General features: G+C 56.3%; 24 protein-coding genes and 1 pseudogene. 17 read left to right on the forward strand and 8 right to left on the reverse strand.

What is annotated here, in order from left to right; all coding sequences use genetic code 11:
• The first annotated feature begins 195 nt into the window (after window positions 1-195).
• The 7 genes from BG52_RS00430 to BG52_RS00460 are packed head-to-tail and all read left to right on the forward strand — an operon-like array spanning window position 196 to window position 7021.
• A complete protein-coding gene (locus tag BG52_RS00430; protein WP_036585601.1) occupies window positions 196-1050 on the forward strand; it encodes a BtpA/SgcQ family protein in 855 nt (284 codons plus the stop codon).
• Between the two features lie 2 nt (window positions 1051-1052).
• The gene (gene rbsK / locus BG52_RS00435) at window positions 1053-1997 is read left to right on the forward strand and encodes a ribokinase (protein ID WP_036585604.1); all 945 of its coding nucleotides are present in this window, start codon (window positions 1053-1055) and stop codon (window positions 1995-1997) included.
• Window positions 1994-3505 (forward strand): sugar ABC transporter ATP-binding protein, encoded by a 1512-nt coding sequence (locus BG52_RS00440; protein ID WP_036585606.1) that lies wholly within the window; start codon window positions 1994-1996, stop codon window positions 3503-3505. The genes rbsK and BG52_RS00440 overlap by 4 nt, the downstream gene beginning before the upstream one ends.
• The gene (locus BG52_RS00445) at window positions 3502-4464 is read left to right on the forward strand and encodes an ABC transporter permease (protein ID WP_036585607.1); all 963 of its coding nucleotides are present in this window, start codon (window positions 3502-3504) and stop codon (window positions 4462-4464) included. Before BG52_RS00440 ends, BG52_RS00445 begins: the two co-directional genes overlap by 4 nt.
• On the forward strand, window positions 4461-5405 hold the full coding sequence (locus BG52_RS00450) for an ABC transporter permease (protein WP_036585609.1): 945 nt from the start codon (window positions 4461-4463) through the stop codon (window positions 5403-5405). The genes BG52_RS00445 and BG52_RS00450 overlap by 4 nt, the downstream gene beginning before the upstream one ends.
• Window positions 5406-5431: 26 nt before the next feature.
• Window positions 5432-6484, forward strand: coding sequence for an autoinducer 2 ABC transporter substrate-binding protein (locus tag BG52_RS00455; RefSeq protein ID WP_036585612.1), 1053 nt, complete (start codon window positions 5432-5434; stop codon window positions 6482-6484).
• Between the two features lie 24 nt (window positions 6485-6508).
• On the forward strand, window positions 6509-7021 hold the full coding sequence (locus BG52_RS00460; protein WP_036585614.1) for an ureidoglycolate lyase: 513 nt from the start codon (window positions 6509-6511) through the stop codon (window positions 7019-7021).
• Window positions 7022-7113: 92 nt separating this feature from the next.
• Here the strand turns inward: BG52_RS00460 and BG52_RS00465 are convergent, their stop codons facing one another.
• The 3 genes from BG52_RS00465 to yhbH all read right to left on the reverse strand — a co-directional run bounded on the left by BG52_RS00465 (window position 7114) and on the right by yhbH (window position 11678).
• Entirely contained in the window at window positions 7114-8325 is a 1212-nt protein-coding gene (locus BG52_RS00465; RefSeq protein ID WP_081793433.1) for a multicopper oxidase family protein, read from the reverse strand.
• A gap of 124 nt (window positions 8326-8449) precedes the next feature.
• Window positions 8450-10276: a 5'-nucleotidase C-terminal domain-containing protein gene (locus BG52_RS00470; protein WP_051587705.1), complete on the reverse strand. Its 1827-nt coding sequence runs from the start codon at window positions 10274-10276 to the stop codon at window positions 8450-8452.
• Between the two features lie 241 nt (window positions 10277-10517).
• Entirely contained in the window at window positions 10518-11678 is a 1161-nt protein-coding gene (gene yhbH / locus BG52_RS00475; protein ID WP_036585616.1) for a sporulation protein YhbH, read from the reverse strand.
• Between the two features lie 320 nt (window positions 11679-11998).
• Between yhbH and BG52_RS00480 the strand changes: the two are divergent.
• A pseudogene (locus BG52_RS00480) lies at window positions 11999-12370 on the forward strand (MetQ/NlpA family ABC transporter substrate-binding protein); the annotation flags it as partial.
• A 223-nt stretch (window positions 12371-12593) separates the two neighbouring features.
• Here the strand turns inward: BG52_RS00480 and BG52_RS00485 are convergent.
• A complete protein-coding gene (locus BG52_RS00485) occupies window positions 12594-13070 on the reverse strand; it encodes a hypothetical protein (protein WP_051587706.1) in 477 nt (158 codons plus the stop codon).
• A 61-nt stretch (window positions 13071-13131) separates the two neighbouring features.
• Between BG52_RS00485 and BG52_RS00490 the strand changes: the two genes are divergently transcribed.
• Together BG52_RS00490 and BG52_RS00495 are read left to right on the forward strand one after the other, a co-directional pair.
• The gene (locus tag BG52_RS00490) at window positions 13132-13515 is read left to right on the forward strand and encodes a DUF423 domain-containing protein (protein WP_036585619.1); all 384 of its coding nucleotides are present in this window, start codon (window positions 13132-13134) and stop codon (window positions 13513-13515) included.
• 110 nt (window positions 13516-13625) lie between these two features.
• On the forward strand, window positions 13626-15551 hold the full coding sequence (locus tag BG52_RS00495) for a putative bifunctional diguanylate cyclase/phosphodiesterase (RefSeq protein ID WP_223298880.1): 1926 nt from the start codon (window positions 13626-13628) through the stop codon (window positions 15549-15551).
• Between the two features lie 79 nt (window positions 15552-15630).
• Here the strand turns inward: BG52_RS00495 and BG52_RS00500 are convergent, their stop codons facing one another.
• Entirely contained in the window at window positions 15631-16263 is a 633-nt protein-coding gene (locus tag BG52_RS00500) for a hypothetical protein (protein WP_036585621.1), read from the reverse strand.
• Between the two features lie 189 nt (window positions 16264-16452).
• Here BG52_RS00500 and BG52_RS00505 point away from each other — a divergent pair, with 189 nt between their 5' ends.
• The gene (locus tag BG52_RS00505) at window positions 16453-16770 is read left to right on the forward strand and encodes a YunC family protein (RefSeq protein WP_036585624.1); all 318 of its coding nucleotides are present in this window, start codon (window positions 16453-16455) and stop codon (window positions 16768-16770) included.
• 88 nt (window positions 16771-16858) lie between these two features.
• Here BG52_RS00505 and mtnA read toward each other — a convergent pair whose 3' ends face one another.
• Together mtnA and mtnK are read right to left on the reverse strand one after the other, a co-directional pair.
• A complete protein-coding gene (gene mtnA / locus BG52_RS00510; RefSeq protein ID WP_036666581.1) occupies window positions 16859-17941 on the reverse strand; it encodes an S-methyl-5-thioribose-1-phosphate isomerase in 1083 nt (360 codons plus the stop codon).
• A gap of 65 nt (window positions 17942-18006) precedes the next feature.
• A complete protein-coding gene (gene mtnK, locus BG52_RS00515) occupies window positions 18007-19215 on the reverse strand; it encodes an S-methyl-5-thioribose kinase (protein WP_036585629.1) in 1209 nt (402 codons plus the stop codon).
• Between the two features lie 117 nt (window positions 19216-19332).
• On the opposite strand from mtnK, the gene BG52_RS00520 reads away from it, so the two are divergent.
• The 6 genes from BG52_RS00520 (at window position 19333) to sufB (ending at window position 25245) form a co-directional block, all read left to right on the forward strand.
• Window positions 19333-19926 carry a DUF1802 family protein gene (locus BG52_RS00520; RefSeq protein ID WP_317628069.1) on the forward strand — a complete coding sequence of 198 codons (594 nt, stop codon included), beginning with the start codon at window positions 19333-19335 and terminating at the stop codon, window positions 19924-19926.
• A gap of 128 nt (window positions 19927-20054) precedes the next feature.
• Window positions 20055-20834 (forward strand): Fe-S cluster assembly ATPase SufC, encoded by a 780-nt coding sequence (gene sufC / locus BG52_RS00525; RefSeq protein WP_036585631.1) that lies wholly within the window; start codon window positions 20055-20057, stop codon window positions 20832-20834.
• A gap of 22 nt (window positions 20835-20856) precedes the next feature.
• Window positions 20857-22167: a Fe-S cluster assembly protein SufD gene (gene sufD / locus BG52_RS00530; protein WP_036585633.1), complete on the forward strand. Its 1311-nt coding sequence runs from the start codon at window positions 20857-20859 to the stop codon at window positions 22165-22167.
• Window positions 22164-23390 (forward strand): cysteine desulfurase, encoded by a 1227-nt coding sequence (locus BG52_RS00535; RefSeq protein ID WP_036585636.1) that lies wholly within the window; start codon window positions 22164-22166, stop codon window positions 23388-23390. Before sufD ends, BG52_RS00535 begins: the two co-directional genes overlap by 4 nt.
• Complete coding sequence (gene sufU / locus BG52_RS00540; RefSeq protein ID WP_036585639.1) at window positions 23377-23796, forward strand: Fe-S cluster assembly sulfur transfer protein SufU; 420 nt, start codon at window positions 23377-23379, stop codon at window positions 23794-23796. Before BG52_RS00535 ends, sufU begins: the two co-directional genes overlap by 14 nt.
• A 51-nt stretch (window positions 23797-23847) precedes the next feature.
• Window positions 23848-25245, forward strand: coding sequence for a Fe-S cluster assembly protein SufB (gene sufB / locus BG52_RS00545; RefSeq protein WP_036585642.1), 1398 nt, complete (start codon window positions 23848-23850; stop codon window positions 25243-25245).
• Between the two features lie 102 nt (window positions 25246-25347).
• On the opposite strand, the gene BG52_RS00550 is transcribed toward sufB, so the two are convergent.
• Window positions 25348-26091 (reverse strand): molybdenum cofactor biosynthesis protein, encoded by a 744-nt coding sequence (locus BG52_RS00550; RefSeq protein WP_036585644.1) that lies wholly within the window; start codon window positions 26089-26091, stop codon window positions 25348-25350.
• Window positions 26092-26110: the final 19 nt, after the last annotated feature.

Consider the following 26110-nt stretch of genomic DNA (forward strand, 5'->3'; position numbering starts at 1 on the left):
TGTTCGTATTCAAGAAACAATACATGTAAGATTAAGTGCGCCATCCACCGCCACCTACCTGATTTATGTTAGTTAACTTTACACGAATATCACAAAATGCATTGACTTGTTGGACACTCTGCTTTATGATTTGTTATAACGACATAACGTTATAATGATATAAACTTATTAATTCAGCCATCTTAGGAGGATATCATGTCCGGAAAAATATTCCCTGCCAAAGCCAATGCCGTCACCCAAATTTTCAAAACAGACAAAGCCGTGATCGGCATGATCCATCTCAAACCCTTGCCGGGCGCTCCACGGTTTACGGGCGGCAACCTGGACGCCGCATTCGACTTCGCGATGAACGATGTCCGGGCTTACGAGGAAGGCGGCATCGACGGTTTGATCATCGAGAACGCCTGGGACATCCCGTTTCCGAAACCCGATGAAGTCGGCTTGGAGACGGTTGCGGCTCTGACGGCTTTGACGCTGAGAATCAAGCAGGAAACGGATCTGCCGATCGGAATCAATTGTCTTGCCAACGCTGTCATTCCGTCACTTGCCGTGGCGAAAGCCGCCGATGTGCCGTTCGTGCGCGTCAATCAATGGGTTAATGCTTATGTTGCCAATGAAGGCTTTATCGAGGGAATCTCGGCCAGAGCCATGCGGTACCGTGCCAGCATCAAGGGCGACGACATCAAAATTTTTGCCGATGTACACGTGAAGCATGGAAGCCATGCGATCGTGGCGGACCGCAGCTTGGCGGAACAGACGAGGGACAACATTTTCTTTGATGCCGACGTGCTGATCGCCACGGGCAACCGTACGGGTGACGAGACGCCGACGGCGGAGGTGGAGGGCATTAAGAACCACACGGACCTGCCGGTTATCGTAGGCAGCGGAATGTCGAAAGACAACGTGCGGAAAATCCTGTCCCTGTGCAACGGCTGCATCGTCGGGAGTTCGCTGAAATACGACGGGGAATGGTGGAATCAAGTGGACCCGGCCCGCGTCAAAGCACTCATGGAGGTCGTTGTCGCTCTCCGCGAGGAAGAAGGTCGATAATCTTGGTCGAAGAAGTGGACATCATCGTTTATGGTAGCCTGAATATGGATTTCGTGGCTTACGTAAGGCACCTGCCGCGCGCGGGTGAGACCATTGCCGCTTCTTCGTTCGCGATGGTACCGGGCGGCAAAGCCGCCAATCAAGCGGTCGCTGCATCCCGGCTGGGATCGGCGGTGGCGATGGTGGGCAGGGTCGGCGAAGACGAGCTTGGCGACAAGATGCGCATTCACTTGGAGTCGGACGGGGTCGATTGCCGGTTTCTGCGTCGGACGCCAGGCGTGGAGACCGGCGTGGCCAGCATTGCTGTCGATCCTGACGGACAGAACACGATCATTACGTTTCTTGGGGCGAATGCCTGCGTATCCGCGTTGGACATAGACGCTACGCTGCCATTGCTTCGTCGGGCCCGTTACGTGATGCTTCAAATGGAAATGGATCCAGATGCAGGCGAGCATATTATCCGGCTTGCGAAGAAATCCGGAGCGTCCATCGTACTGAATCTGGCTCCTGTCTTACCCATCAGAGAAGATCTCTATTCGCTTGTCGATCTCTTGATCGTGAACGAAACGGAGGCCTCCCAACTGACGGACGTATCGGTCACTTCACCCGAGACGGCATTGCGAGCGGCCTCGAAGCTTCGGGATAAAGGCGTCAAGAATGTCGTGGTCACCTTGGGCAGAGAGGGCGCGGTTCTACAAGCCGATGGCGCCAGTGAAGGCACTCACTATACGCCGCCGCTTGTCCAAGCAGTGGACGCTACGGCGGCGGGCGATTGTTTCGTAGCCGCAGCCACGCATTTCTGGAACGATACCGGAGACTTGCAAGCATCCGTACGCCGGGCAGTGGATGTGGCGGCGCTCTCCGTGACCAGGAAAGGAGCGCAGCCTTCGCTCCCGACGCTGGAGGAATTCCTGCAGTTTATGCAAGGAAAGGAGAGGCGACCATGAGCCAGCCGATTCTGACGATGCGCGGCATTTCCAAACGTTTTCCCGGTGTGAAGGCGCTGGAAGAGGTCGACTTCGAACTGTACCCGGGAGAGGTCCACGCTTTGATGGGGGAGAACGGGGCCGGCAAATCCACGCTGATGAAAATATTGTCCGGCGTGTATGCGCCCACGGAAGGAACCATCCGTCTGAAGGGCCGGGACGTCGTCTTCCATAATCCGATGAATGCCCAGCGCCAAGGGGTTTCTATTATCCACCAGGAATTCAACCTCTTCCCTAATTTGTCCGCGGCCGAGAACATTTACATCGACCGGCCGGACATCACCGGACGGTTCGGCTTCATCAAGTGGCCAAAACTCGTGCGGGAAGCACAGGCGCTAATCGACTCCATCGGCGGCGGCATCGACGTCCGCAGAGAAGTACAGCATCTCGGTGTTCACAGCCAGCAGGTCGTGGAAATCGCCAAAGCCTTGTCGTTCCGGGCCGACGTGCTGATTATGGACGAGCCTTCCGCGACGCTGCCCGAGAACGAAGTGCAGAACATGTTCGAGGTCGTGAGGCGGCTGCGCCACCAAGGCGTCGCCATCGTCTACGTCTCGCACCGGATGAAAGAGATTTTCGAAATCGCGGATAAAGTGACGGTTCTGCGGGATGGGAAAAAAATCGACACTCGGCCCATCGGTGAAGTGACGGAGCAGAAGCTCATCCGGATGATGGTCGGCAAGGAAGTCGGAAATTTGTACCCGGTTCGAATTACCGAGGGCCAGCCCCAGCAGGTTCTTCAGGTGGATGAAATGTCGCTGGACGCCTCCCATAAAGTTTCCTTTGAATTACATAAGGGAGAAATCCTCGGCCTCTTCGGTCTCGTGGGTTCGGGTACGCATACGGTGGCGGAACGGCTGTTCGGACTGCGCAAAGGCACCGGCGACGTGTACATCCTCGGTAAGAAGGTCCGCATCGGCAGCCCTTTGGAGGCCATATCGCACAAGGTGGCATATGTGCCGCCGGACCGGCACCGGCAGGGCTTGATCAAGCCGATGACGATCTGTCAGAATTTGTCGCTGAATCTCCTTAAAGACTATACGAAAGGCATGCTGCTGGACCGCAAGAGGGTGAAGCAGGTCAGCGAGACGTATATGCAGAAACTGCGAGTGAAAGCGCCGAACGACCAACATATCGTCGACTTTTTGAGCGGGGGAAACCAGCAGAAGGTTGTTCTCGGCAAATGGCTGGCCACGGAACCCAACATCTTGATTCTGGAGGAACCGACCCGGGGCGTGGATGTAGGAGCGAAGGCGGAAATCTACCAGATCATTCACCAGCTGGCGGAGGGCGGATTGAGCATTCTGCTCATCTCCTCGGAAATGCCGGAAGTGATCGGGATGAGCGACCGGATCCTCGTTATGCACAAGGGCGAGTTCGTGCATGAGTTCCGCCGCGGCGAAGTGGACCAAGAGCAGTTGCTGAAACGGGCGTCCAACCCGCGGCTCCATGAGGAGGCGGTTCCATGAGGAGGGCGCTGGAAATTCGGGAAGCTCCCATAGTCGTATTCACGTTCATGGTCGGCATTTTCTTCTCTTTGATGTCTTCCAGCTTTTATCAAATGGATAATGTGGAATTGATTTTGTCCCAGATCACCACAAACGGCATCGTCGCGATCGGCATGACGATGGTCATTCTGCTCGGCGGGATCGACCTGTCGGTCGGTTCGGTGCTCGCGCTGGTCGCAACTTCGGTCGGATTGTTCATCAGCCAAGGTTTGCTCCCCTGGCAAGCGGCGCTGCTCGGAATCGGAATCGGTGTGCTATGCGGAATATTCAACGGCTATTTCATCGCCGTGATGAACATTCCCGACATTATAGTGACGCTTGCGACCATGTTTATTTTTCGGGGATTGGCGGTTGGCATCAGCGGCGGCACCTGGATGACGAACTTTCCCGCAGCGTTTCAATTCTTCGGTCAGGGAACCGTGCTCGGCATCTCGTTTCCTCTGCTGATGGTCATTTTTTTTGCGGTCTTATTCGCCTTGGCTCTCAGATACACTCCGTTCGGAAGAAGGGTTTACGCGATCGGGGGCAACAAGTCCGCAGCCAAGCTGGCAGGGATGAGCATCGCCAAAACCAAATTCATGGTCTACGTGTACAGCGGCATTCTCGCCTCGGTCTCCGCCATTATCTTCGCTTCGAAGGTGGGGAGCGTTCAGGCCTCAACGGCCGGCAACAACCTGTCCTTCGAGGTCATGGCGGCCGTGCTGATCGGCGGCGGCAGCATATTCGGCGGCGTCGGGACCATCGTAGGTACGATGTTCGGCGTACTGCTGATGGGCATGATCAAGAACGGCCTTGTCATCGCGAAAATATCTCCGTTCTGGGTGGATGCAACCATCGGCTTTCTGATTATCTTGGCGATCGTCATTAATACCTTACAGCGGATTAGGCAAAGCAAGAAAAGGGAGGGAGATCTTGTATGAGCACGAGTCTGCTGTTCAGGGCGATACAGCCTTTTCGGGTGAACAAGATGCTGACGCTGCTGTTGTTGTTCGCCGCCATGCTCGTTTTTTTCAGCACCCGGTCACCTTATTTTCTGACCTTTAATAACTTCATGAACGTGCTGAATCAAATGGTGGAAGTCGGCCTTATCGCCATTCCGATGACACTCGTCATCATATCCGGAGCGATGGATTTGTCCGTTGGCGCGATCCTGGGTCTCTCAGCGGTTTCTCTTGGCCTGGCCTACGAGAGTGGCATGAACATTTGGCTCAGCGTCATCGTCGCGTTGCTCGTAGGGTCGCTGTGCGGATCGGTTAACGGATATCTCATCGCCCGGCACCGGATGCAGGCGATCATCGTCACCATCGGCATGCTGGTCATGCTTCGCGGCATGATCTATGTGCTGAATGAGGGCAGGCCGATCAGCGGATATCCCGAACCGTTCTATTTTCTCGGCCAACATGCTATCGCGGGCATACCTGTTAACGCTATTTTCCTGATTGTCATGTTTCTGATTGCGACCTTCGCGATGAGACGAACCCGATTCGGCACTTACGTGTACGGCCTCGGCAACAATGAAGAGGCGGTTCGCTACTCTGGCGTTCCGGTCGTCCGTATCCGATTCACTTTATTCGTGCTCAGCGGGTTGTTTTCGGCTATGGCCGGCGTGTTCCTCGTTTCCCGCTTGGCAAGCGCAGAAGCGACTTCCGGTACGAACATAGAGCTTGACGTGATCACCGCAACCTTAATCGGGGGTACGCACATTTTCGGGGGAAGGGGGAGTTTGACCGGCACCTTTATGGGCCTGCTGATCATCGTGTTTCTGCGAAACGGCTTGAATCTCATGGGTGTATCCGTTCTCTACCAATCGGTAATACTCGGCATTCTGATCTTGATCGCGGTCGGCAAGCAGAAGGTATAACGACTACTACTTGGAGGTTAGTGCAAATGAAAAAGATCGGTTCCACTCTGGCTATCGGTTTACTCGCTTTCGCCTTGGCGGCATGTGGAAATTTAGGCAACAACGGCGGAGCGAATACTCCGTCGGCAGGCGGCGATACTTCTGCGACAGCGGCCTCATCTTCCGAATCCAGATCGTACTTCATCAATCCGAAATCGATCGGTCCGGCTTACTGGGCCGCCGCCGAGAAGGGCGCCAAGCAAGCAGGCACGGATCTGGGCGTGGAAGTGATCTTCAACGCACCGACAGAAGCCGATTCCGCCAAGCAAATCAACATGATCCAGGACATGCTGACCCGTCAGGTGAGCGGCATCGGCGTATCGCCCAACGATGCGAAAGCGGTTGGTCCGGTATTTAAGAAAGCGGCAGATCAGAATGTCCAGATTGTCACCTGGGACAGCGACGCGCCGGAGACCGACCGCAAGTATTATGTAGCACCGGCTACCGACGAGGAAGTTGGACAAAAGCTTGCGCAGACGATCGGCGACGAATTAGGCGGCAAAGGCCAAGTCGCGTTTATGGTGGCCGGTCTCGGCGCCCAGAATCAAATCGCCAAAGCGGATGCGGCTAAAGCCCACTTGGCAGCTAACTACCGTGACATTGAAGTGGTAACGACGGTCGCGAGCGACGACGACCAGCAAAAAGCGTTCGCGAATGCCCAGAATCTCATTAAAACCTATCCGGAACTGAAAGGCATTATCGGCTTTGCGGGCGGAGAGTCTCCTGCCGCGGCTGAGGTAATCGAGCAAGCGGTGAAAGCCGGTACGTTGAAGCAGGGCCAAATCGCACTGACGGGAATCGCCGTGCCGAGCCTGGTGAAGAACTACGTCCACAACGGTACGATCACAACCGACATCATTTGGGATCCAGGCATCCTTGGCTACGTAACGGTGTATGTGTTGGATCAACTTGCACAAGGAAATGAGATTACCGACGGCATGGAAGTTCCGAATGTCGGACCGATCAAGGTGGACGGCCAGAACATTTTCATCGGCATGCTCGAAGTCACCAAAGACAACGTGGATACGTTCAGCTTCTAAAATCTCATTTGTGCGAGGTAACCCATGGAAAAACGCGTAATCGTCAGGGAACTGACGGCGGAGGCTTTTAAGGACTTTGGCAAAGTAATCGATCTTCCTTCCTATGCGCCCCCCAAGACGGGGGAAGGCTGGGATTGCTGGAACTACATCGCGATGATGGACGTGTCTGAGCCGATCGGGATGGGGCTGGTCATCACCAAGGACCGGGAGCTAATGGTAGATTCAATGGAACGGCATGTGAGCCGGGAGGAACTGCTGCTTCCTTTTGATAAGGAAATCATCCAACCGGTGGCGGCTTGTCTCGATATCGAGGATCCGGAAGAGTCGCCCGATCCAGAGACAGTCCGGTGTTTTCGGATCAAGCCCGGGCAGGGGATCGTGATCGGCAGAGGCGTATGGCACAGCCCCGCTTACCCCGTCGGCGGAGACTCTGCTTATCTGTTCGCCATCGAGAAAAAACTGGACAAGTTCGGTGACGAGATGGTGAATCCGTGGGTCAACTTTCAAGGCGGAAAAGTCGTCAGGATGGAGCTTTAGACTGCGTAAACGAGCGGCTAAAACCAAAAACCCTGGAGGCAGCCCAACCGGGCCGCTTCAAGGGTTTTCTTATCCCGCTAGAAGCCACCGCCTTACTTCACATATTTGATCAAAACCATCAATCCGCCCGGTTCCACATCCGCGTTGGTCGTGTGATGCAATTCGTGGCAATGGAAGACCCATTCGCCCGGATTGTCGGCGATGAAATCAATATCGTAGGTCTCACCGGGATTGACCGTTACCGTGTTCACAATCTGAGGAACGGCGAGCGGATGGCCGTCCTTCGCAATGATGCGGAAATCATGACCGTGCATATGCATCGGGTGAATGCCGTTGCTGACGTTGGCCAACCGGATGCGTACCTTTTCGCCGTATTTTACCTCTAGAGGATCGGTATCCGGAAATGATTTGCCGTTAATCGTCCAATAATTATAATCCATTCCCATGACGGAGCTCCCCGCCTCGGAGCCCGTGTTGGAAGGAGGCATTTGCATCCCGCCATTCCCGGTTGAGGAATCGGGCTTGTCCTGCATCCCGTGTTTCATCAAGCTCCGAATGTCGCCCTTTTGTTTGAGCGGGCCAGGCGTACCTTTGGACATACCGGCCATCGGATCGTTTTGTCCGGTTTGAGGCTGTCCTCCCGGTTCGTCCGGAATATTCCATCCCCCGAATATCATCGCATACTCCCGATTATGCTTAAGCGGGCCGGCGTTCTGCGGATCGATGATTAAAAGCCCGTACAGTCCTTTGTCGATTTGCTCTATGCTGTTAAAATGCGAATGGTACATGTACGTGCCGGCATGATTGGCTGTGAATTCGTAGGTGAACGTCTCGCCGGGCTTTATTGCATTTTGGGTGAAGGAAGGAACCCCGTCCATGCGGTTCGGAACATGCAGACCGTGCCAGTGGATGGCGGTTTCCTGCGGCAGGCTGTTTTTAACAATGACTCGTATCGTATCCCCTTCCTTGGCCCGTATGGTCGGACCCGGGACTGTTCCGTTAAAGGTATAAGCATTCGTTTTCACCCCGGAGACCAATTGCCAGCGGCCCTCTTTGGCCTCCAGCTTGAATTCGCGCACTTTATTCGTTGGACGTATAACGTCCGTTTCGCTAAGTGGGGCCAAATCCCGCAGTTTTTTTGTCGTTAGAATTTCCTCAGGCTTTGCAACAGAACCGCTCTCGGCTTGCGCGGTTTGCGCCGAATCCGTGGTAGGCTCCGAACCGTTGTTACCGGCCGAAGAGGCGCAACCGGCCAATAAAGTTAACGAAACGGTTAACAAAAGGGAAATCTTTCGTCTGTTCATCAGGAACCCTCCTCGGCCGTATAGGAGTATTCTGATGAAATGCTGGTCTAAATATGCAGGTATTACGCTGAACGGAAAAAAACAACTGCGATGGATCCGCAGTTGCCCCTTAATCGGTATGAGTTTACGGTAGTATTATTTTTTGACCGGGGTAGATCAGATGCGGGTTTGCCAGTTTGTTCAGGTCACGCAGGCGCTGCCATGTCGTGCCGTATTTCACCCCGATCGCCCAAAGGGTATCGCCGGGCTTCACGATGTATACCTTGGATTGAGCCTTGGCAGGCGGAACTGTCGTTGATTCGGATTTTTTCTCTTTCGATGGCTCCGGCTGCCCGGCTTTGGCCGATTCCGCTTTGACGATGCGCCCTTCCACTTTCGGAGCTATCTTCCGTTGCTGCTGTATCGTGTCAATCATCAGGTTGGAAAGAAGCTGTCCCGCATTTTTATCCAGAAGCACTTCGGCCTCTTTGAACGCCTCGTATCCATCGCCGCCTTCTGCCAGGAAATCAACGGTTGCAAGCGAATAAGAGGCCGATTTGTCCAAAGGTTTGCCGTTTACTTTTATGTTTGCGATACGGGACCCTGGCGGCTTGGACAAGTCGTATGCGTATTGCATGCCGCTTACCTGCGCAAATCGGCCCGCTCCTTTCTCCACCTCGCTCACCGCGTTTTCAACCGCCTGCAAAAGCTGTTCGCCTGTAACCTTGATTTTTACGACATAGTTGGTAAAAGGAAGGGCGTCCATGATGTCTTTCTTGGTTAGTTTGCCGACAGGGAAAACGCGCTCTGCCCGAATGCCGCCCCCGTTGATGAGGGCTGCGTCGGCGCCGGTATAGGCCTTCATCGCATCGGCGATGAAGTTTCCGATTGCCGTTTCCTGCTTGCGCTGGGTCGCTTTCATGACGTCCAATTCCGTTGCGGTGCTGCCGATTTCCACCGAAAGCTCGGTTCCCAGCTTCGTCATATAGTCATCCATGACCGTCTTAACGGCTGCATCGGGCTTGAAATCCGGCTTGTTCACTACTTCTTTCAGCGTGTAACGGCGGAAATTGAAATCCTGGATCGAGCCGTCCTTGACATAAAAATTCAGTTCGCCGAAATACTCGAACTCGTCGCCGATGAACCAAAGCAGCGTATCGTCGATTTTTTCCGGTGTATCGAACGCCTTCGCCGCGTGGTCGCCTATCATAACGTCGATGCCCTCCACTTGATCGGCTACCAGCCGGGCATCGGGACCGGCCAGATGGGAGGAAACGATAATGATCTGCGCGCCGGCCGCTTTCATGTCGGGCACGACTTTTTTCATCGCCTCTACCGGATCGATTACCTGGGCATTCGGTCCCATGGACGTAATTTGAGGGGCTTCTTCGTTAATAAGGCCGGTAATGCCGAGCTTGACTCCGTTCACTTCAATAATGACGAATCGGGCTGCTCCCTGTTCTTTGCCGAATACGTCTTTTGTCCGCTTGTCCATCACGTTGGCGCTTACCCATTGGAAAGCGCTCGCTTCCACCATTCTGGCGAGCTGGTCCGGCCCCATATCAAATTCATGGTTGCCGTATGTATTCACATCGAGCTTGCCGGCATTGAAGGCGTCGATCATATGCTGTCCGTTGAACAAGGACGATAACAAGGAGGTGGCCAAATCGTCGCCGTTGCCGATATATAAAGCATTGGGATTTTGCGCCTTAATCCGGTTGGCCAGGCCGAAATAATTGGCGATATTTTCTTCTGCGGCCGGGTCGCCGAAATTGCCGTGGAAATGGGTGTCGAACAGTAGCGTGAAGGTGTTTTCGGGAAGCGGATGCTTGTCCGCGCTAAAGTCGGCGCCGACCGGATTTAGCGGGCCTGTAACCGGTTGGCCGTGATTGCTTGCGAAGACGGCCGGAGCGGCAATTGAGAAAAGAAGCGCACAAGAAAGCAACGTTCGAATGATAACAGCGAGTTTCATATCCATCCTCCCGAATCGATTGATTTATCTCTCCCTTTATAGGTAGCATACTGTTTGTCCGGCTTCAATAGGATTAGGCCAATTTAAACGAAAACTTAATAAACGTTTGAAGAGGAACTAATGGTAAGTTCACACTTGTTCTTCAAGTTGCTGTTCTCTTTCCTGGTGAAATATGAATCCCGCCTGGTGCACGAATACTGTGCTAGGCGGGACTTCGGGTACGCTCTAATGACCAATCTTGTCAGCCCGTCGCGACCTCCCGCTTGCGGAAGAACGACTTCAGCGCTTGGTACACCTCGCCTTTCTCGTGGATGACGTAGTAGAGGAACGTGGGTATGGCGATGTTCTTGTAGGCCGACATCAGCGTGCTGGAGCGGTTGTACTGGTTGACCTCGCCGTAGCCGAACATGTTGGACCGCTTCAGCAGCTCGCCGATCAGCTTCACGCAGCGCTCATTGTCGCTCGTCAGGTTGTCGCCGTCGGAGAAGTGAAACGGGTAAATGTTGTGCGTGACCGGAGGGAAGCGGGAGTCGATAATTTCAAGCGCTTTAACGTACGCTGAGGAGCAGATCGTGCCCCCGCTTTCGCCGCGCGTGAAAAACTCCTCCTCCGTTACTTCCTTTGCCTCGGTATGGTGCGCGATGAACACAATATCGACCTTCTCATACTGATGCCGAAGAAACCGCGTCATCCAGAAGAAGAAGCTGCGCGCCACGTACTTTTCAAACGAGCCCATCGAGCCGGACGTATCCATCATTGCCAGAATGACCGCGTTCGAGTTCGGCTTGACGATTTCCTCCCACGTTTTGTAGCGTAGATCGTCAGGCGATATGCCGTGAATGCCCGGCATGCCGCCGGTCGCGTTCCGCTTCAAATTTTCGAGGATCGTCCGTTTTTTATCGATATTGGACATGATGCCTTTCTTGCGGATGTCGTTGAAGCGGATTTCCGTCGTCTCCAGCTGCTCCTTATCCTTCCGCTGCATGAACGGCAGCTCAAGCTCCTCGAACAGCATCGTCTCCAGCTCGGCCAGACTGATTTCGGCCTCGATCACCGTCTCCCCCGGCTGGTCGCCCGCCCCTTCGCCTTTTCCGCCTTTCTGCGCCGCAGGGTCCACCCCGAGCACGTCGCCGACCTGGCTTTCTCCGTCCCCCTGACCCACATGTTTGCTTTTGTTGTAATTGTAGACAAACCGGTATTCGTCCAAGCTTCGGATCGGCACCTTGATGACCTGCTTGCCGTCCGACATAATGATATTCTCCTCCGACACCAGATCGGGCAGGTTCTGCTTCACGGCCTCCCGGACCTTCTGCTGGTGCCTGGCTTGATCCTGGTAGCCTTTGCGGTGCAGCGACCAATCTTCCCGGGACACGATAAAGAGCGAATCATTGTGGTTTGCCATTGTCCTTGCACCTCCCCGCGGTTACTGTGTTGTTATTCAATATATTCAAGCTCCCACAGGTTATGTGAGTCAAAAATGTCCGATTCTACCATCGCCGTTGCCGCTTGCCGCATCTTGAAGAGTGAGATAAATTACACAGGAACGCCGGAGGGTCCTGTATCATAATTTCAAGTTATTAACTGGTGACAGGACAAAGCATTCAGTTTGGATTAATCTATATTCATAATCGCTAGGCAAGGGGGGGAGTCACACTGATCGAACTGATCAACATCAGCAAGTCCTACCGCGTCGGATCGGCGGACGTGGAAGCGTTGCGCAACGTGCTGGCGGCCAACAAGCTCATCACGCTTAAAGAAGGTGTGGGCGTCGAAGGGGTCGTGGCCGACATTACGGACAATCCGAAAAATCTAAAGATTACCGAAGTCGAAGCCGCCACGCTGCCTCGCGTTTTGGAAGAAGTCGATCTGGCCCTCATCAATACGAACTATGCGCTGGAAGCCGGCCTGGTGCCCACGGAGGACGCTTTTTTCATCGAGGGCAGCGATTCTCCTTACGTCAACATTCTGACCGCGCGGCCGGACAATCAGGATTCCCCGGGCATCCAAGCCCTGGCGAAAGCCCTGCAGTCTCCCGAGGTGAAGCAATATATTGAAGACACCTATAAAGGTGCAATTGTCCCGGCGTTCGAATAAAAGATAAGCCAATAGGAACAACGCAAAAAAGACCGTCCGACGCGCTGTCGGACGGTCTTTTGCGTCAGGAGGGCCGGCCGCGCTTGATGGGGGCCGGCCCCATTCGGTATAGTAGAAGAAGTTGATCGTCCCGAGAGATGTGTAAAGGGCGGCCTGCATGAGTATTATGGCGGAATGAGCGCAGCCGTCCTCAGAAGTGTGTGCGGGCTGTGCCCGGACAGGCTCAGGGAGCTGTCGTGCCCATGGCGAAGCCGATGACCATCAGCCCGACGAAGCCGACGAGCAGCAGCCCGTTGAGGATGAGGCCGATGATGGCCAGCGTTTTGCGCCGGTTTTTCTGAACGCAGCCAATAATGCCGAGAATGAGCCCCGCGAAGCTGAGCGCCAGCGATCCCATGCCGACGATGGCGACCGTCATAAGCGCGCCCATTCCCTGGCTTTCCATCATGCTCTCGTCAAAGGTGCCGTCCGGAGAGACGAAATCCATAACGGACGCCGTCGCAATCGCAATCGAAGCGATGAGCGCGAACATGCAGACGATGCCGATGATGAAGGATGCGATGCCGAGTCCGGATTGCTTGCGTGCCGGTGGTTCGGTAACCACGGGGTCTACCGGCGTCATGCCCGGCTCCGGTATCGGTTCGAAGCTTGGCGTGTCCGGCGAATCCGTGCGGCGCGGTTGTCCTTGTTCCTGATCCATTGAAATCCCCCTCTGTCGCTTTTTGGTAGTGGTATAACCGAATTGAAGGGTAGTGAAACAAATGTTTCCTAAACAAATCGCTTTCGGCGCCGTGTATGCTGCGCTCGCCGTGGCGCTGGGCGCTTTTGGCGCCCATGCGCTGGATGGACGGCTGACCGCGAAAATGCTGCAAACCTTTGAAACGGGCGTTCGGTACCAGATGTACCATGCGCTCGGGCTGCTTGTCGTGGGGGTGCTGGCCGAGCGGGCCGGCGGCCGCCGGTTGGTCTGGGCAGGCAGAATGCTGCACGCGGGCATCTGGCTGTTCTCGGGAAGCCTGTATATCCTGAGTCTTACGGGCGTCAAGGTACTGGGCGCAATCACCCCGCTCGGCGGCGCGGCGTTCATCGCCGGCTGGCTGCTGGTCGCGGCCGCTTGCTGGCCAAAAAAAAGAAATGCCAGCTAGCGTTTTTTTCCTATATAATAAGGTGAGGAGCGACAGCGCGGCATGCAGCACTCGTGCTGGCTCGGTTGAGCCGGGTGACATGTGGCGCTTATATAGGAAGGATGTTCGGTGTGGCGGTACAAGATGCGGCAAATACCCGGAAACGGCAGCAATCAACGGTTCCTTCCGACGACAAGGCCTGGTTCATCGCCTCGGCGATTAGCTTTATAACATTGGTTTGGGTGTACGCGGCGGATTTTATACTGCCCCGCGCCTACGCCCAATGGTCTGCCGTGGCCATAGTCGGCTTCGGGTTTATCGGTATTGTTGCCTATTCGGCTTTCCGTAAACGCAGGGGCGTGAGTTCGTTGCCATCGGCAGGGGAAGCAATGGAAATCAAGGTAGCGGAAGCGATTTTCCGGCACAGCCCGTTTGCGCTGGCCGTGCTGGATGCGGGCGGCCGTTTTCGCGAAATGAACGACGGGACGGTCCAACTGCTGGGGTACCGCAAGGACGAGCTCATCGGCGAGCTGTTTCTGCCGCTGGTGGAGTCGGAGGGCAGGCAGCAGCTGTTCGACAAGTTTGAGTCGATATTGCAGGGCAATGTCCGGGAAACGGCTCTGAAGCTGAAGCATAAATCCGGTTTTCCCCTTGAGGTGCATGCGACGCTTGCTCCTTATATGACGGAACACGGCACGAAGGGCGCGGTGCTCGTCAGTCAGGATATGAGCGACCGGAAGCGGAGCAGCGAACGGATCCGCTATATGGCCTATTACGACGATATGACGGGTCTTCCGAACCGCCGCATGTTCATGATGCATTTGACGGAGGCTGTGAATCGGCCGTTCGAAGGCGGCCGGAAGCTCGCCGTGCTTTATTTGGATGTGGACCGGTTCAAGCTCGTTAACGACTCGTTCGGCCGCGACTTCGGCGATATGCTGCTCCTCCAGATGGCCGAGCGGCTTACCCGCGGATTATCGGAGCAGGATCTGGCGGCGAGAATGGAGGGCGACGAATTCGCAATCATTTACGGAAGCGTCGCTTCGGATGAGGAGGCGCTTGATCGTGCGCGCGGGCTGCTGGCGATGCTGGAGGAACCGTTCGAGCTGCAGGGCTACCCGTTCCACTTGGGCGCAAGCATCGGGATTGCCACGCATGCGGAAGGTGCGGCCGATCCGAACGTGATCGTGAAGAAAGCGGACATCGCGCTGGGTACGGTGAAAGAGAACGGCAGGAACGACTGCATGCTTTACACGGGCGAGCTGGATAATTCCTCGCTGGAGAAGCTGACGATGCAGCATGAAATGCGTCAAGCGCTGAACCGCAACGAGTTTGTTCTCTATTACCAGCCGCAGTATCATATCGCGACAGGCAAAGTAGTCGGGCTCGAGGCACTGGTGCGTTGGCGGCATCCCGAGCGCGGCATGATCCCGCCGACGCAGTTCATTCCGATCGCGGAGGAGAGCGGCCTCATCGTGCAGCTTGGGGAATGGGTGTTGGCAGAAGCCTGCCGCCAGAATAAAGCATGGCAGGACGCGGGGCTGCCGGCCGTTCCCGTATCGGTTAACCTGTCCATGCGGCAATTTCTTCAGCAGAATCTGCCCGACAAGGTAGCTTCGATTTTGCATCAGAGCGGTCTGAGGTCCGAATATCTGGATCTTGAAATCACCGAATCGATGACGATGGACGTCCAACATGCGACTACCTGCCTGGTGGAGTTGACTAAGCTTGGCGTCTGCATCAGCATCGATGATTTCGGTACCGGCTACAGCTCCTTCCACTATCTGAAAAATTTCCCGATCAACCGGCTGAAAATCGATCGATCGTTCGTGCGAGATATCCAGCAGGACCCGAACGATGCGGCAATTGTGGCAGCCATCATCGCGATGGCCCATAATCTGAATCTGCAAGTCATCGCCGAAGGGGTGGAGACCGAAGGCCAGGTGGAGTTTCTAAGAAAGCATGCCTGCGACGAAATGCAGGGCTACCTCTGGAGCCCGCCTGTGCCAGGCGGTCAGGTGGCGGATATACTTCGGCCGCTGGCCTATCCGGGATGACCCCAGTGACGAGCAAAATCCCGACCCGCGAGCTTGCAAGAGCCTCGTCGGTCGGGATTTTTCGGTTGTCGCGTAATGGTCAGATGAAGTCATCAATTTCATTCAAGTCGAAGATATAAACCTGCTTCTCATCGACGTGATAGACCGTGACGGCCAGCTTCGACTCATCATAGCTGAGAATACGGCACGGCACGCTCAGCTTCACGCCCCGGCCTTTATTGACGTTTAAGCGGATCAGCTTGTTGGCGGCGATGTAGCTGCGGATTCGTTCCGCCGTGGCATCAGCCTCGTCCGACAGGGTGCCGGCTTTGCCCGTGGCGCCCGTCTTGTCCGCCGTTGGCGGCTTGTTTCCGGGAGCCTTCGCTGCGGTGAAATCAGGCTTGGCCTCCGCCGTTTTCGGTTCTGCCTGGGCCTCTGGCTTCGCTCCCCGCTTTGCTTCGGCGTCCGACCCGCTCTTGGCGGTTGCTTTCGGTTGCGCTTTCGCCTGAAGTTGCTGCGGGATGTTGACCGGCTTCAGCGCCGGTTCCAGCAAAGCCTCTTCGATTAAACGGCCGATCTGCAGGCCGGAGCGGATGCGGAAGTCCGGTATTGCCTCGTTATTGAGAAGGTGCAGCAACCGTTCCAACGCTATGGCGTTCGTCTCGCCCTCGATGAGCACGTCTATGTTGAATACAAAGCTTTTCTGAGCGTTGTTGTTGCCGGCTGTTTTCATAGCTTCCTCCGTTCTTACACTTCTATTACACACTATATCATTTATAGTTCCGCAGCACTAGTCCCAGCTTTGGGCCGGAACCGTCTATTTTTATAAGGACATTTGCCCTTTCCGTCCGGGTTTTCTCCGCATATACTGCTATGTCGCAGCCTTTAACTAACTAACACGTACGGAGATGGGGGTGAGACGGTGATTCGTGTAATTCCCTATACGATCCGCGGAGTCGCGGTTGTCGGCGTTGAAGTGAAACTTCCGAAGACGACGCTGCTCGCAGTATCGACGGATATCGGCTATATTATGTGCGGCGCGTTGGATGTCGGTCTGCTGAACGAACGCTTGGCGAACCGGGATATCATAGCGGGACGTGCGGTTGGCGTGCGGACGCTTGAGGAGCTGATGGAAGCGCCTCTGGAATCGGTAACTTTGCATGCCGAGACGATCGGCATCCGCATCGGCATGAAGGGCAGGGAGGCGCTGGAGCGCATGCTGGAGCATGCCGTCTCCTGAAACGAGAACCCCGTCCGTGTTTACAGTGTACACGGACGGGGTTGTTTGCCCTTCGGGGCAAATGAGTCAGTGAGGTTTGTTTACTCGGTTACTCGGTCGGCAGTGCTTCGAACAGCTTGCGCAGGTTAACGTCAAAGGGAGCGCGGATAATGCGCTTCTCGGTAATAATCGCGTCCACGTATTTATGCGGCGTCACATCGAAGGCAGGGTTGTACACTTTAACGCCCCGCGGAGCCGTACGCTTCCCGAACCCTTCGGTAATCTCCTCGGGCTGTCGCTCCTCAATCGGAATCTCGCTGCCGGTTGGCGTTTCCAGATCGATCGTGGACATCGGACAAGCGACATAGAAAGGAATGCCGTGCGCTTTGGCCAAAACAGCCACCCCGTAGGTGCCGATCTTGTTGGCGACGTCGCCGTTGGCGGCGACGCGGTCCGTGCCGACGATAACGGCGTTCACCCAGCCCTTGGACATGACCATTGCGGCCATATTGTCGCAGATCAACGTGACGTCAACGCCGGCCTGTTGCAGCTCGAATGCCGTCAGCCTCGCGCCCTGCAGCACCGGGCGGGTCTCGTCGGCGAACACCTTCAGCTCGATGCCCCGCTGCTTGGCGAGATAGAAAGGCGCCGTCGCAGTGCCGAAACGGGACGTAGCCAGTCCGCCCGCATTGCAGTGGGTCAGTACGCCCATGCCGCCGCTGAACAGCTTAAGCGCATGCTCGCCGATCATGCGGTTCGTCTCTTCGTCCTCGCTTTGAATGGCGACCGCTTCAGTCAGCAGCTCATTCTGGCACACCCCGGAGGACAAGCCGCTGTCCGCAAGCTCCTGCGCGCGGCGCTTCATCCGGTTCAGCGCCCAGAACAAATTAACTGCGGTCGGGCGTGACGTCGCCAGATAGTCCGCATGCTTTGCCACCGCCTCCAGCCATTCGCCAGTACCGGCTGCCGCCGCTTCGCGGGCGCCCAGTACGACGCCGTATGCAGCGGCGATTCCGATGGCCGGGGCGCCGCGCACCTTCAAGTGCCGGATCGCTTCCCAAATGCCCTCGGACGTCGTGAGCTGCAGGTAGACGATCTCCTCCGGCAGTTGCCTCTGGTCGAGCAGATCGACATGATCGCTGGCCCAGATGACGGGTAGCAGCTCGTTATGGTGATTAGACGCAGTAGTCATGATGATCATCATTTCCTTTCCGTTGCGTATGGATCAGCGCGGCACGATAGCGCAGCACCGCCTTATCATTTGAAAGCCGTCGCGGCGATATTGAGGACTTCACCGAACGAGGCCACCCGGCGGTTATTCTTGATCAGCGCTGTGCCGATCCGCAGGGAAGCCCGCTGTGCCGCCTCCCTCACAGCCGCGTCCCCGATCTTGTCGATATCGGCGACATGGGCGAGGCCGACAATGCGCCGCACCATTTTGGCCCCGGCATACCCGATCGTATCCTGCAGCAGTCTGCGCATGTAATCGTCTTGGTAAGCAGCCGTCGTTTTCGCCAGCCGGTCCACACAGGCTTCATTCCACAATGCTCGGAATTTCGTCTCGAAGCCCGTCCACACGTCCTGCGCAGTCTCCAGCAAATAAGCGCGATAGTCCGCGCGGGCGGCTTGATCCTTGCTCCAATAGCTTTGGCCGGCCGCGTTGAGCAGCAGGTTGGCGATCACCGCGCCGATGTCGTAGCCCATCGGACCGTAATAGGCGAATTCGGGATCGATCACCTTTGTCGACTCCGGTGTGACGAATATGCTGCCCGTATGCAGATCGCCGTGAAGCAATGCCTGTCCCTGCGTCAGAAACTTCTCGCGGAGCAGAGCCACTTCGAGGTGCAGCCCGCTGTCTGTACGAAGCGCCTCGGCCTCGTCTTCGATGGCTTCATCATAATTGTTGTTGGCGGACACCGTATAAGGATCGTCGAAAATCAGGTCTTCCGTTATTTTACACAGCTCCGGGTTAATGAAACGGCCGGCTTGGATTTTTTTCTGCTGCTGGTTCATGCCGAGATCGGACGTGTAGAAAAGCGTGTTCGCGAGAAACGTCGAGATATCGTTCGCGAAACGCGGGTAACGGCCCAGCTCCATCAGCCCCCGGCGCATGATGACATGGTCGCTGAGGTCCTCCATGACGGTAAGCGCAAGCTCGGCGTCGTAGCGGTAAACCTTCGGCACCAAGCCGGGCGCCAGGCGTTGCTGGATCACAAGGGCCTCGCTTTCGATGCGGGCCCGATCCAGCGTCAGCGGCCAGGATTCGCCTACAACCTTGGCGTAAGGCAAAGCTTGCTTCAGGATCAGGCCGCGGCCCGAATCGCCGTCGGTTATATGAAACACGAGGTTCAGATTGCCGTCTCCGATCTCGCGGCTGGAGAGCCGGGCTCCTCGCGGAAATACCTCTTCAATTTGGCTGGCGATGTCGATCGCTTCTTGCTCGGTAAGCGGATGATAAGCGGACAAAAGGGAACACCTCCGTAGATTTCGCTTTGAATAGTATAATGGATTCTTATTCGCGTTGGAATAGCCGGGTTTGTTATAATGGAAACAATCCGATGTTGCGGAAGGGAGGACAAGCTTGTGGTTGACCATGCGGACATGAAGGCGGCCTCCGGACCGGTCGCTTTGAAGGAATGGGCTTCGGTCGTGCGCGCCCTGGAGGAGGGCAAGCAGATCATCGCCCTGCGCAAGGGCGGGATTATTGAAGAAACACGTGATTTTCAGCTCGTCAGCCCGCAGTTCTACTTACTGCCGACTTACGAGCATCAGCGCAGGGAGCTGCTGAAGCCGGAATTTCAGCCGTTTGTGGACGAGACGGCCGCCGCCTGGAGCCCGGATGCGGATACGGTGCGGATAACGGTTTTCGCCGAAGCGGTCGAGGACATTGAACTGTCGGACCAGGAAGCGGTCGACCGGCTCCGGGATTTTCATATCTGGACCGATACATTCACCGAGGAACGGTTAAAATGGAAAAGGAAGCAGCCGCTGCATCTGCTGCTGCTTCGGGTTTACCGGCTGGAGCGTCCGGTCGACGTGCCGCTCCGCGAATCCTACACGGGCTGCAAGTCCTGGATTCGCCTGGAGGATGCGCTTGCCGGCACGCCGAAGCTTCCGGTGCTGCCGGACGCAAAATTTCTCGAAGAAGTTGACAAAATCAGGCGGGCTCTCGCATAAAACGCTTGCCATGCAGCTTTTCGGGCGCGGTGTTTGTTGATTTGTAACGAGACTTATACTAAAATGATTTTAATGAGTGAGAATCACTGAGAATCAATTGGAATGGACATTCCGGAAGGGGACAGATTATGGCAACTCGTTTCGTACTCGAAGGGCTGAGAGCAGCCATCGACGGCAAGGAAATTTTAAAGGGAATCGACCTTGAGATAAAAGGCGGAGAAATTCATGCCATTATGGGACCGAACGGCACGGGCAAAAGCACGCTCGCATCGGCTATCATGGGACACCCGAAATACGAGGTGACGGACGGAGCCGCCCAACTGGATGGCGAAGACGTGCTGGAAATGGCGGTGGACGAACGTGCGCGCGCCGGTCTTTTCCTCGCCATGCAATATCCGAGTGAGATCGCGGGCGTCACGAATTCCGATTTCCTCCGCAGCGCCATCAATGCCCGCCGCGGCGAGGGCAACGAGATTTCCCTGATCAAGTTCATCCGCCAGATGGAAGGCAAGATGAAGGAATTGGAGATGAACACGGAGTTCGCGCACCGTTACTTGAACGAAGGCTTCTCCGGCGGAGAGAAGAAGCGCAACGAGATTCTGCAAATGATGATGCTCGATCCGAAAATCGTCATTCTCGACGAAATCGACTCCGGTCTTGACATCGACGCGCTCAAAGTCGTGGCTGCCGGCGTCAATGCGATGCGTTCCGAGGAGCGCGGCTTCCTGATCATCACCCACTATCAGCGTTTACTGAACTATATTACGCCGGATTTCGTTCACGTCATGATGCAAGGCCGCATCGTGAAATCGGGCGGTCCGGAGCTGGCGCAACGGCTCGAGGCGGAAGGCTATGATTGGGTTAAAGAAGAACTGGGCATCGTCGACGAAACCGTCGGCCAAGCTTAATCGGGAGAGGAGCTTGCGTTCAATGAGTACACAACTAAGCATCCCGATAAGCCGCGAGGCGGTCGAGAAGCAATCGCGGGCGAACGGCGAGCCCGAATGGCTGACCGCGCTGCGCGCCGAAGCTGCGGGGCTGTCCGAAACGCTGGCGCTGCCGAAGCCGGAGAAAACGCGGATCGACCGCTGGAATCTCGGCGCGTTGGGCACATACAAGCCGTCTGAAGCGGCGGCTTCTCCGGATTCGCTTCCGGAGGACATCCGGGCGCTGGTGCCGTCCGGAACTTCTGCGAATCTGCTCGTCCAGCGCAACTCCGGTGTGGTATACAGCCATCTGGCCGACGAGCTGAAGGCGAAGGGCGTAATCTACACCGATCTGGAAACCGCTGCCCGCGAGCACGGCGATTTGGTGAAATCGCATTTATTCACGGCCATTGCCAAAGACGAGGATAAGCTGGCGGCCATTCATGCGGCTCTGTGGAACGGCGGCGTATTCATCTACGTTCCGAAGAACGTCGAGGTTGACATTCCGCTGCAGGCTCTGCTGTTCCAGGACGATGCGGAGGCGACGTTCGCGCCGCACATCCTGATCGTTGCCGATACGCACAGCAGCGTCACCTACGTGGATCACGTCATATCCGGCCAAGCCGGCCGTACCGCGCCGGCCGTGCATAGCGGAGCGGTCGAGATCATCGTCAAAGCGGGCGCGAAGGTTCGGTTTGCGTCCATTCACAACATGGCGGACAACGTCGTCGATCTGTCGACGCGCCGCGCAATCATCGGCAACGATGCAAGCGTAGAATGGATTATCGGCGACCTGCACGACGGCAATACGCTTTCGGATACGAAGTCCGTCCTGAAAGGCAACGGCTCGACATCGGACGCGAAAGTGATTTCCGTCGGCACCCATTCGCAGAATATGAGCCTCACGACGCAAGCGGTGCATTTCGGGCTTAGCTCGGACAGCAATATGGTCACCCGCGCGGTTATGCGCGACGAGGCATCGGCTATCATCAACGGCATTACGAAGATTGAGAAGGGCGCCACCAAAGCGAACGGCGTGCAGACGGAGCGCGTGCTGATGCTGAGCCCGAAGGCGCGCGGCGACGCGAATCCGATTCTGTTGATCGACGAGGATGACGTAACGGCCGGTCATGCGGCGAGCGTCGGACAGGTCAATCCGGAGCAAATCCACTATCTGATGTCGCGCGGCATCCGCAGGGCCGAAGCCGAGCGCCTGATCATTAACGGCTTCCTGGCGCCTGTCGTGTCGGAGATTCCGATCGAGGCGGTGCGGGAGCAACTGCAGCGCCTGCTCGAAGGGAAGCTCGGATCATGAATCCGTTAGAGCTGCGCAAGCAGTTTCCGATTCTGCACCAAGAGATCAACGGGCATCCGCTCGTTTATCTGGACAATGCGGCTACCTCGCAGAAGCCGCAATCGGTAATTGACGCGGTAAAGCGGTATTACGAACGGGACAACTCGAACGTGCACCGCGGCGTTCATACGCTTGGCTCGCGCGCGACCGACGCCTATGAAGGGGCGCGGGAGAAAGTCGCGAAGTTCCTGAACGCTTCGAGCGCGCAGGAAATCGTGTTCACGCGCGGGACCACGGCGGCGCTGAACCTGGTGGCCTCCTCCTATGCACGCTCGGTGTGCGGAGAGGGAGACGAAATTGTGCTCACGCCGATGGAGCACCACAGCAACCTGATTCCGTGGCAGCAGGTTGCGAAAGCAACCGGCGCCGTCCTGAAATACATTCCGATGCAGCCGAACGGCACGATATCGATGACGGACGTCGAGGCGACGATCACGAGCCGCGCCAAGATCGTTTCCGTCATGTACGTTTCGAACGTGCTCGGCGTCATCAACCCGGTGAAGGAAATCGCGGAGGCGGCGCACCGTCACGGCGCCGTCATGGTCGTCGACGGCGCGCAGTCGACGCCGCATATGAACGTCGACGTGCGCGAGCTCGATTGCGACTTCTATGCATTTTCCGGTCACAAGATGTGCGGTCCTACCGGGATTGGGGCACTCTATGGCAAGAAGGCGCTACTCGACCGGATGGAGCCGGTCGAATTCGGCGGCGAAATGATCGATTTCGTCGATCTGTACGAGTCGACCTGGAAGGAAGCGCCGTGGAAGTTCGAAGGCGGCACGCCGATCATCGCGGGAGCGGTCGGCTTGGCGGCGGCGATCGATTTTCTGACCGAGGCAGGGCTTGATGCGATCGACGAGCACGAAGGCAGGCTGGCCGGTTACGCCTATGACCGGCTGTCCGAGATCGAAGGCATCACGGTTTTTGGTCCAAAGGAAGGCCGTGTGGGACTGGTCACCTTTAATCTCGGCGATGTGCACCCGCACGATGTGGCCACTGTGCTCGATACGGAAGGCATCGCCATCCGCGCGGGCCATCACTGCTGCCAGCCGCTGATGCGCAAGCTGGAAGTGTCGGCAACGGCACGCGCAAGTTTTTATTTGTATAATACCGAGGATGACGTCGAACGGCTTGTGACGGCTCTACAAAAAACAAAGGAGTTCTTCGGCCATGCAATTGGATGATCTGTACCGGCGCGTCATCATGGACCATTACAAAAACCCGCGCAACCGCGGCACCATGGACGAAGGCTCCGTCACGGTCAACCTGAACAATCCGACCTGCGGCGACCGGATTTCCCTGCAGCTGCAGGTGGAGGACGGCATCGTGAAGCAGGCCCGTTACACGGGCGAAGGCTGCTCGATCAGCATGTCGTCGGCTTCGATGATGACGGACGCGGTCAAAGGGAGAACGATCGACGAGGCGCTGGCCATGGCGGATAAATTTTCGTCCCTGATGAAAGGCGAGCCGGTTGATTTCGAGGAATACGAGGACATCGAGGCGCTGTCGGGCGTGGGCAAGTTTCCGGCGCGCATCAAATGCGCAACCCTGGCGTGGAATGCGCTTCGCAAGGGCGTTGTGTCGGAATAACGGGCCGCATATCGGTTAAACGGGTATAAATAAACGAGGAGGTAGAGGACAATGGCGAAAAAAATGCCGGAAATGGAAGAGTACCAATACGGTTTTCGCGACGAGCACAAAGCCGTTTTCCAGTCGGGTAAAGGCCTGACGCAGGAAATCGTGCGCACGATCTCGCAGATGAAAAGCGAGCCGGAATGGATGCTCGAGTTCCGATTGAAGTCGCTTGCCCAGTTCGAGAAGATGGCGATGCCGCGCTGGGGCGGCAACATGGATGAGCTGGATTTCAATGAGATTCAGTATTACGTGAAGCCGTCGGAGAAGCAGGGCAAAACGTGGGAGGAAGTGCCTACGGAAATTAAGGAAACGTTCGACAAGCTGGGTATTCCGGAGGCCGAGCAAAAGTTCCTTGCCGGCGTTTCGGCCCAGTACGAGTCGGAGGTCGTTTACCACAGCATGCAGGAGGATCTTGAGAAGCAGGGCGTTATTTTCACCGATACCGATACCGCGCTTCGCGAGCATCCCGAGATTTTCAAGGAATATTTCGGTACGATCGTGCCGCCGGCGGACAACAAGTTCGCGGCGCTCAACAGCGCCGTATGGTCCGGGGGCAGCTTCATTTACGTGCCGAAGGGTGTGAAATGCGAAATTCCGCTGCAGGCGTATTTCCGCATCAACTCCGAGAACATGGGTCAATTCGAGCGTACGCTGATCATCGCCGACGAGGGCAGCTTCGTCCATTACGTCGAGGGCTGCACAGCGCCGGTGTACAGCACGAACTCGCTGCACAGCGCGGTCGTCGAGATTATCGCGAGGAAGGACGCGCGCGTCCGGTATACGACGATCCAGAACTGGGCGCCGAACATCTATAATCTTGTTACGAAGCGCGCGGTCGCCGAAGAGAACGCGACGATGGAATGGGTCGACGGCAACATCGGTTCCAAGCTGACGATGAAATATCCGGCTGTCATTCTGAAAGGCCGCGGCGCGAAGGGCATGGTGCTGTCCATCGCCGTTGCTGGCAAGGGACAGCATCAGGACGCTGGTGCCAAAATGATCCACATGGCCCCGGACACGACTTCCACAATCGTCTCGAAGTCGATCAGCAAGCACGGCGGTAAAGTAACGTACCGCGGTCTGGCCTCCTTCCGCCGCAACTCGGAAGGCTCCAAGGCGAACATCAAGTGCGATACGCTGATCATGGATAACGAGTCGACGTCCGATACGATTCCTTACAACGAAATCATGAACGATAACATTACGCTCGAGCATGAAGCAACGGTATCCAAGGTGTCGGAGGATCAGCTGTTCTACCTGATGAGCCGCGGCCTGACCGAGGCGGAAGCGACGCAAATGATCGTCATGGGCTTCATCGAGCCGTTCACCAAAGAGCTGCCGATGGAGTACGCGGTCGAGATGAACCGTCTGATCAAGTTCGAGATGGAAGGTTCCATCGGTTAACGTTGCACACAAAGAGTCAGCGGTGAGCCATACAAACGCAACGACAAAAAAAGCTATCCCTGGCGGAATGCTGTCCGCGGGATAGCTTATTTTTGTAGCGGGTTATACGGTCGAGGGCGTCGTCGGGTCCCAGGGGCCCAATTGATGCCCTTTCCACTCGGAGCCGTCCTCCCATATCTCCTTCTTCCAGATCGGCACGATTTGCTTAAGGCGCTCGATCGCATAGCGGCTTGCCTCATAGCAAGCGTCGCGGTGCGGCGCGGAAACGGCGATGATGACGCTCGCCTCGGCAAGATCGACGATGCCGGTTCGATGCGCAATCGCGCAGAGACTGCCCGGCCACCGTTCACCGATTTCGTCTCCGATCTGGCGCATCGTTCTCAGCGCCATCGGCGCGTATGCTTCATATTCCAGTCTGGCCGTCCGCTTGCCGTGCGTCCATTCCCGGGTCGTGCCGACAAAGACGAGCGAGGCGCCGTGCGCGGGCACGATGACCTGAGAGGCCACCTTGTCTTGCTCAAGCGGTTGATCGGTGAGCGTATACCGCTCATTCACGCCGTCGCTGTCAAGTTCCAATGCTGTCCCGGTGTCCTCGCCTCCGGATACCGGAGGCAGCATGGCCAGCTCGTCTCCCCGGCCTACCGTATCGTTATCGGACGCATATTGCTGGTTGCGGGCTAAGAAGGACACGCCGATCAGCGGCTCATGCTCGGGATATAGCGCCGCAAGCTCCGCTTTCAAAGCCTTGACCGTCATCGCTTCGGATTCGAGCTCAAGTATAATCTCATGGCTGCCGAGACGCTCGGCCAGTCCTGCAAACAAATGAATCGTCCATCGTTTCATCATGGTGGAAAACCTCACAGAT

Origin of the sequence: Paenibacillus darwinianus (assembly GCF_000598065.1) — a bacterium.
Taxonomy (GTDB): domain Bacteria; phylum Bacillota; class Bacilli; order Paenibacillales; family Paenibacillaceae; genus Paenibacillus_I; species Paenibacillus_I darwinianus.

Coding starts and splice junctions, on each gene's coding strand:
- BG52_RS00430 (WP_036585601.1), top strand. CDS start 196: ATGTCCGGAAAAATATTCCCTGCCAAAGCCAATGCCGTCACCCAAATT.
- BG52_RS00440 (WP_036585606.1), top strand. CDS start 1,994: ATGAGCCAGCCGATTCTGACGATGCGCGGCATTTCCAAACGTTTTCCC.
- BG52_RS00445 (WP_036585607.1), top strand. CDS start 3,502: ATGAGGAGGGCGCTGGAAATTCGGGAAGCTCCCATAGTCGTATTCACG.
- BG52_RS00450 (WP_036585609.1), top strand. CDS start 4,461: ATGAGCACGAGTCTGCTGTTCAGGGCGATACAGCCTTTTCGGGTGAAC.
- BG52_RS00455 (WP_036585612.1), top strand. CDS start 5,432: ATGAAAAAGATCGGTTCCACTCTGGCTATCGGTTTACTCGCTTTCGCC.
- BG52_RS00460 (WP_036585614.1), top strand. CDS start 6,509: ATGGAAAAACGCGTAATCGTCAGGGAACTGACGGCGGAGGCTTTTAAG.
- BG52_RS00465 (WP_081793433.1), bottom strand. CDS start 8,325: ATGAACAGACGAAAGATTTCCCTTTTGTTAACCGTTTCGTTAACTTTA.
- BG52_RS00470 (WP_051587705.1), bottom strand. CDS start 10,276: ATGAAACTCGCTGTTATCATTCGAACGTTGCTTTCTTGTGCGCTTCTT.
- yhbH (WP_036585616.1), bottom strand. CDS start 11,678: ATGGCAAACCACAATGATTCGCTCTTTATCGTGTCCCGGGAAGATTGG.
- BG52_RS00485 (WP_051587706.1), bottom strand. CDS start 13,070: ATGGATCAGGAACAAGGACAACCGCGCCGCACGGATTCGCCGGACACG.
- BG52_RS00490 (WP_036585619.1), top strand. CDS start 13,132: ATGTTTCCTAAACAAATCGCTTTCGGCGCCGTGTATGCTGCGCTCGCC.
- BG52_RS00500 (WP_036585621.1), bottom strand. CDS start 16,263: ATGAAAACAGCCGGCAACAACAACGCTCAGAAAAGCTTTGTATTCAAC.
- mtnA (WP_036666581.1), bottom strand. CDS start 17,941: ATGACTACTGCGTCTAATCACCATAACGAGCTGCTACCCGTCATCTGG.
- sufC (WP_036585631.1), top strand. CDS start 20,055: ATGGCAACTCGTTTCGTACTCGAAGGGCTGAGAGCAGCCATCGACGGC.
- sufD (WP_036585633.1), top strand. CDS start 20,857: ATGAGTACACAACTAAGCATCCCGATAAGCCGCGAGGCGGTCGAGAAG.
- BG52_RS00535 (WP_036585636.1), top strand. CDS start 22,164: ATGAATCCGTTAGAGCTGCGCAAGCAGTTTCCGATTCTGCACCAAGAG.
- sufU (WP_036585639.1), top strand. CDS start 23,377: ATGCAATTGGATGATCTGTACCGGCGCGTCATCATGGACCATTACAAA.
- sufB (WP_036585642.1), top strand. CDS start 23,848: ATGGCGAAAAAAATGCCGGAAATGGAAGAGTACCAATACGGTTTTCGC.
- BG52_RS00550 (WP_036585644.1), bottom strand. CDS start 26,091: ATGATGAAACGATGGACGATTCATTTGTTTGCAGGACTGGCCGAGCGT.